The following is a 5813-nucleotide window of genomic DNA, read 5'->3' as shown; positions in this document are numbered from 1 at the left end:
AATTTTATGAATATATACTGTCTTTTTTTGATCTACATTCGTATTTTGTGGGCTACAGGGTGATAATATCTTTATCAATCTTTTTAACTCACATTTTTATGGTAATAACATGAATCTATTTGAGCAAACCAATCCATCACGTAGACGTTATGGTTTAGCTGCGTTTATCGGCCTAATCGCTGGTATCGTTTCTGCATTCGTAAAATGGGGCGGTGAAGTTCCACTTCCTCCACGTAGCCCTTCTGATATTTTTACAGCAGCATGTGCTCCTGAACACCTAATCCGTGCAGCAGCGAACGTTGACTGTTCTCGTAATTTCCTTAACCCTCCATACTTGTTCCTACGCGATTACTTACATGTGACAGATCCAAACTCACCTGTATACACTTTCGCAGGTCACGTGTTCAACTGGGTTGGTGTAACACACATCACGTTCTCTATCGTGTTTGCTGTTGGTTACTGTATCGTTGCTGAAGTTTTCCCTAAAATTAAATTGTGGCAAGGTCTTCTAGCTGGTTTCCTAGCAACAGTGGCAGTTCACTGGATCTCATTTACTACAATGGGTCTGACTCCTCCACTATGGGACCTACCTTGGTACGAAAACGTATCAGAAATCTTTGGTCACCTAGTATGGTTCTGGTCAATTGAAATTATCCGCCGTGACTTGCGTAACCGCATCACCAAAGAACCCGATCCAGAAGTGGCTCTAGACGCAAAAGCACGTTAATCATCATTGATAGATAACGTCTCAGTCTAACATTCTGAATAAGTAAAGGTCGCCTCGAGCGGCCTTTATTTTTGTAGTATTTGATTTTTATTGTATCTTTATCAAAAAGTTACATACGCAAGTAGCAAGATTATGATTGAGTCTATGAAAGTGTTTTGTCGGGTTGTGGAATACAATGGGTTTCGTGCCGCAGCGAATGAGCTAGATATATCGCCAGCAATGGTAAGTCGACATATATCAAAACTAGAACATACTTTAAAAAGCCCATTGCTCAAACGTAATACTCGATCTATTGCGTTAACGGATTCAGGGAATGCTTTTTACCAGCGTTGTAAGCAAGTGATCAACATGTATGAACAGTGCTTACATCAAGCAAGTAATGATAACCAAGCACTCAATGGCCATCTTAAAATTGGAATACCTCACTCGATCAATCAGCGCTATGTGATTCCATCATTGAAGCAATTTTATGAACACTATCCAGATATCAGCCTAGATATTGTAGTGGGTAACCATTCACTCGAACTTTTCAGCCATGGATATGATTTGGCGCTGCACTGTGGTGCGTTGCCTGACAGTGAGCTTTATTATTCGTTGGTAGGATATTGGAAGAAACGTACGGTTGCATCTCCTCAATACCTTGAAACACACGGGATTCCTCAACAACCGGAAGATCTTGAACACCATAGCTGCTTATTGCACTTTGATAACCGCCAAAGAACTTGGATCTATCAAGAGCATAATAAACCGTTCGCGATACCTGTGTATGGCGAGACACGAGTAAACAATAGCTTGGATCTTACCGAACTCGCTATCGCAGGGCATGGCCTTGCTTACTTGCCTGATTTTACAGTAAAAAATGCTTTGGAATCTGGGCGATTAATATCGGTGTTAGATCAATATATGCCTGCCCCTTTACCCATGTATATTGTGCATGTTAATGCACAACCTTCAAAACGTGAGCAGGCATTTATCGATTTTATTAAAGCGCTTTCAATTACAGAATAGTGGCCGAACGTTAATTTGTTATAGCCTTAGCTGCGGGGAATCCCTCAATGGTTTTCGATGGGATGAATTCAATGACATCGTATTTTGCAATATTGTGCTGATAAAAAGGGTCCTGTTTTATGACCTTTTGTAGCTCGGATTTTGATATCCCTTGAGCGAGTATAATACCTCCTGTTCGTGGTTCTTTTCTTCCCGCTGCTATAAACACTCCCTCAGAGAAATAGGGCACCATAAATTGCCGATGTATGCCCACATATTTCTCTACCGTTTCGATATCACAGAGATAATTTAAAGACACAATAAACATGATTTTTCCTCGGTTTTTAAGTGTCTAGTTATCTTACGAGTTTTATAGAACAGTCCTAGGCGTAAGAGTGCAACGCACTGTTTAATGTCATGCAACAATCACTTATGCTCTCTAGAGTCGATGGTTTAAACGCCAGTCTAAGCTGTGCCTGTGGCAATTTATATCAATGAGAGCATAATATTACCCATTCTTAAAATAATGGAAGTAAAGTCGAATGAATCAAATTACCCCTTTAAAACGTCTACGCCGATTACGTAGAACACCGGCGATGCGCGACATGCTGCAAGAGCATGACTTCAAACTGACAGATTTAATTCATCCACTTTTTATTGAAGAGGGGATTATTGAACCTCAACCAATTTCAACGCTACCTGGAATTGTGCGTTTGCCAGAAAGCCATATTGCGGATGAAGTGAAAGAGCTTTATGCGCTGGGAATTCGCGCAGTTATGCCTTTTGGTATTTCTCATCATAAAGATGCGTGTGGCAGTGATACTTATAATCCTGATGGACTGCTGGCACGGATGATTCGAAGCATCAAAGAGGCATGTCCAGATATGTTGGTGGTCCCTGATATTTGTTTTTGTGAATACACGACTCATGGCCACTGTGGTGTATTTGATGGAGAACATGTTAATAACGATGCAACCTTAGAATTATTGGTAAAACAAAGTGTTGTGGCTGCTCAAGCGGGCGCCGATATGCTAGCGCCTTCATCGATGATGGATGGGCAGGTGCGAGCTATTCGAGATGGTTTAGACGCCGCAGGTTATGAGCATGTTGCTATTTTGGCTCACGCAGTCAAATTTTCATCTTCATTTTATGGCCCATTTCGTGTTGCCGTTGATAGCGAATTAAAAGGTGATAGAAAGGCATATCAGATGGATTTTGCGAATGGCCATCAAGCAATGCAAGAAGCATTACTTGATGAATCTGAAGGAGCTGATATTTTGATGGTTAAGCCGGGAACACCTTATCTTGATGTTGTTGCCAATCTGCGTCGAGAAACTCATTTACCTTTGGCTGTTTATCAAGTGGGAGGTGAATATGCGGCAATCAAATTTGCAGCAATGGCGGGTGCACTTGATGAGAAAAGCACTGTTTTCGAAACGTTAATCGGTTTTAAAAGAGCGGGAGCACAGGTCATCGTTAGTTACCACACTAAACAGATCGCTCAATGGTTAGCAGAAGATACCGAGTAATTTTTTAACCAATTGATTATATTAATAAATATTAATATAAAAATCTGCCAGATAGGCCGCCTTTTGAGCGGTCTTTTTTGTCACAGGCCCCATATTTACAATAGGAATTACGGTAGTGATTTGTTATAAATATATGCAATCGGTTTATATGTAGTGGTTGTGATATTTCGTGCTCGGAAGGGCGGTAGCGTGGAATATTACTTCATAGCATAAGATGAGAAAGTGGACTTTTTACCCCACTAGCGCCACGGTCAATCACATGAGTATATATTTGTGTCGTCTTTACGTCAGAATGTCCAAGCTGCTCTTGTACCGTACGTATGTCTGAACCAGATTCAAGTAGGTGAGTAGCGAAAGAATGACGCAGAGTATGGCAAGATAGACGTTTACCGATGGCTGTTTTACTGGCAGCCTTGCGGATCATCTTTTGCAACGATGTTTCGTGAATGTGGTGGCGATACCAACCTTGCATAAAGCCATACTGGCTCAAACGTTGTGCGGGGAATAAAAATTGCCATTCGAAACTTTTTGGTGCTTCGGGATATTTAAGTGCTAATCGATCGGGTAATGATACTCCCGAGTAGAACTGAGTATTGAGATCTTGCTGGTGGATAATTCGAACTAAAGATATTTGTTGTTGAAGAGCTGGATAAAGTTCTTTTGCAAGTGTTACGACCCTATTTTTGCCACCTTTACTTTGCCAAATTCGGAGAGCTCCGTAGTCAAAATCGATATCCTTTATTCTTAAGCGGACAGTCTCCATTAATCTTAGCCCAGAGCCGTACATAAGTTGATAGGGCAGTAACGTGTGGGGTGGAATAGCGGAAAAAGAGAGACAACCTCCGGTGGTGTTAGCACAACAGGAAGTTTACGGCTTTTGGTTGAACGACGAAATCTTAAGTCAATATCCAATGGTTGTTCGAGAAAGTCACGATAGAGGAACACCAATGCGTTCAGTGCCAAAGATTGTGTAGCAGAAGCGCATTTAAGATTAACGACCAAGTGGGTTAAAAAATCTTCAACATGGGTGTTGGTTAGCTTTTGGGGATGCTGATTATTATGATAATGGATAAATTGAACTGTCCAATAGAGGTACACTTTAATCGTTTTACGCGCATAATGTCGAGCTTGCATAAACTCTTTTAAGCTGATTAAAAAAGGTGATTTCATACATAATCCCAATACTGTTTTTATATACAGTTATAATGAAAGCATAGTGTGGACAAATTAGATAGAACAAGTCGGTATTTTGCGATGAGTAACGAATAAGATCATACTTTTTTACTACTTATGTTAGGGCGTTAGATGAATTCGTTAGCAAACGAAAGTTATTATACAGAAGTGTTCTCATAGAATGGTTCTGTATAATAACTGTTAGATCCTTAATCAGCGATTGAGAAAAATAATGATAGAAATTATACCCAAAAAGGAACTCACCGCTTTTGACATCAAGTATCTCAGAGAGATATCGGGGAAGAGTATTTCTCAAATAAAAAGTGCTAGTTTAAATGGTGAGTGTATTTGTTGTTTCGAGGCATTTGAAAATAATTGGCAAGATGACCGAGTTATTCTTAGCTCGATATCGAAACTGTACTCCCAGAAAACAGATGCCCCGTTTTATGTAAAACTGTGTGAATATGACGAGTATTTGTCACCGAGCCAACTACACGAATTGTTGTTAGATTTACGCTCGCAAGAGTTGGCAGAGCAGAAGTCCTCAGATTTAGAGAACGGTTTTATATCAAATTACGAAGATTTTGAACCTCATGACGAGGACTGGATCTAACAAGCCAATGCAATTGACGCAGTTAATCTTTGCGGTTGTGGTATAAAGTTTTTTAAACGCTTTGGTTACAGCGTAATGCGCAATTGATTGGGGCGTTAGGCATATTAAATGAAACTTCCGAGTAAATTAGAATTAATTAAAGCCATTTTGAAAATGAGAATGGCCTATTTGCTATCAGATTTCTTTGGAGCAGATTGGTATAAAAAAGGCGATCCTAAGTCTATTTTAGAGTTGACTTATCAAGAACTGTGGGAATATGTAAAGGAATTTGGTATTCCTCAAAGCATCTTAGAGGAAGGTGTCAGCGGCGGTAACGATAAATTTTATATTGTCGAAGAAAATGGAAAATGGCTATTTGGTTATGGAGAACGTGGTCATTTTAACGCATTTAGTCAACATGAATCATTGGACAAAGCTAGGGAAGTATTTGTGAAAGAATGTTGGGATTTGTATCTAATGGAAACAGATCCTAGCCAAAAAGTTGATGGTGTAGCAGCTGGTACACCATATGCCTAACAACACGCCCTGAGATGGACAACAAGTAAAATTTTAGCCATTTAATGCGTAAGTGAGAAGCTGTGATCCCTTTGCATTTAAAGACTCTAAATACTTAGTTTCGTCATACGGTGTACTGCTTTTCCAGCATCGAAAAGCAATTCTAATCCACTTAAAAGCGAGTGCTCTTATCGCTGTATTATGTGGTTTCCCTTTTTCGATTTGTTGCTGATAAAACGCTTTTGCCCAAAATGAAAAACGGACAGAAAGCCCAGCCCATTCGATAAAC

At 39.9% G+C, this 5813-nt stretch carries 6 protein-coding genes and 2 pseudogenes; 5 read left to right on the top strand and 3 right to left on the bottom strand.

The window, feature by feature from the left end; translation table 11 throughout:
• The first annotated feature begins 109 nt into the window (after nucleotides 1–109).
• On the top strand, nucleotides 110–727 hold the full coding sequence (locus F9817_RS23345) for a YagU family protein (protein ID WP_161158610.1): 618 nt from the start codon (nucleotides 110–112) through the stop codon (nucleotides 725–727).
• A gap of 132 nt (nucleotides 728–859) precedes the next feature.
• The gene (locus F9817_RS23340) at nucleotides 860–1735 is read left to right on the top strand and encodes a LysR family transcriptional regulator (RefSeq protein WP_161158609.1); all 876 of its coding nucleotides are present in this window, start codon (nucleotides 860–862) and stop codon (nucleotides 1733–1735) included.
• A 10-nt stretch (nucleotides 1736–1745) separates the two neighbouring features.
• Here the strand turns inward: F9817_RS23340 and F9817_RS23335 are convergent, their stop codons facing one another.
• Nucleotides 1746–2042, bottom strand: coding sequence for a YciI family protein (locus tag F9817_RS23335; RefSeq protein WP_161158608.1), 297 nt, complete (start codon nucleotides 2040–2042; stop codon nucleotides 1746–1748).
• Nucleotides 2043–2256: 214 nt separating this feature from the next.
• On the opposite strand from F9817_RS23335, the gene hemB reads away from it, so the two are divergent.
• The gene (gene hemB, locus F9817_RS23330) at nucleotides 2257–3243 is read left to right on the top strand and encodes a porphobilinogen synthase (RefSeq protein WP_161158607.1); all 987 of its coding nucleotides are present in this window, start codon (nucleotides 2257–2259) and stop codon (nucleotides 3241–3243) included.
• Between the two features lie 202 nt (nucleotides 3244–3445).
• Here hemB and F9817_RS24360 read toward each other — a convergent pair.
• A pseudogene (locus F9817_RS24360) lies at nucleotides 3446–4413 on the bottom strand (integron integrase).
• Between the two features lie 235 nt (nucleotides 4414–4648).
• Here F9817_RS24360 and F9817_RS23315 point away from each other — a divergent pair.
• On the top strand, nucleotides 4649–5029 hold the full coding sequence (locus F9817_RS23315) for a hypothetical protein (protein ID WP_161158604.1): 381 nt from the start codon (nucleotides 4649–4651) through the stop codon (nucleotides 5027–5029).
• 108 nt (nucleotides 5030–5137) lie between these two features.
• Entirely contained in the window at nucleotides 5138–5545 is a 408-nt protein-coding gene (locus F9817_RS23310) for a hypothetical protein (protein ID WP_161158603.1), read from the top strand.
• 33 nt (nucleotides 5546–5578) lie between these two features.
• Here the strand turns inward: F9817_RS23310 and F9817_RS23305 are convergent.
• Nucleotides 5579–5813: pseudogene (locus F9817_RS23305) on the bottom strand (IS110 family transposase); the annotation flags it as partial.

Origin of the sequence: Vibrio eleionomae, assembly GCF_009874545.1 — a bacterium.
GTDB lineage: Bacteria > Pseudomonadota > Gammaproteobacteria > Enterobacterales > Vibrionaceae > Vibrio > Vibrio nitrifigilis.
Note: the sequence above shows the minus strand (reverse complement) of the source record. Positions and strands in the feature narration are given on the sequence as shown.

Coding starts and splice junctions, on each gene's coding strand:
- F9817_RS23340 (WP_161158609.1), top strand. CDS start 860: ATGATTGAGTCTATGAAAGTGTTTTGTCGGGTTGTGGAATACAATGGG.
- hemB (WP_161158607.1), top strand. CDS start 2,257: ATGAATCAAATTACCCCTTTAAAACGTCTACGCCGATTACGTAGAACA.
- F9817_RS23345 (WP_161158610.1), top strand. CDS start 110: ATGAATCTATTTGAGCAAACCAATCCATCACGTAGACGTTATGGTTTA.
- F9817_RS23310 (WP_161158603.1), top strand. CDS start 5,138: ATGAAACTTCCGAGTAAATTAGAATTAATTAAAGCCATTTTGAAAATG.
- F9817_RS23335 (WP_161158608.1), bottom strand. CDS start 2,042: ATGTTTATTGTGTCTTTAAATTATCTCTGTGATATCGAAACGGTAGAG.
- F9817_RS23315 (WP_161158604.1), top strand. CDS start 4,649: ATGATAGAAATTATACCCAAAAAGGAACTCACCGCTTTTGACATCAAG.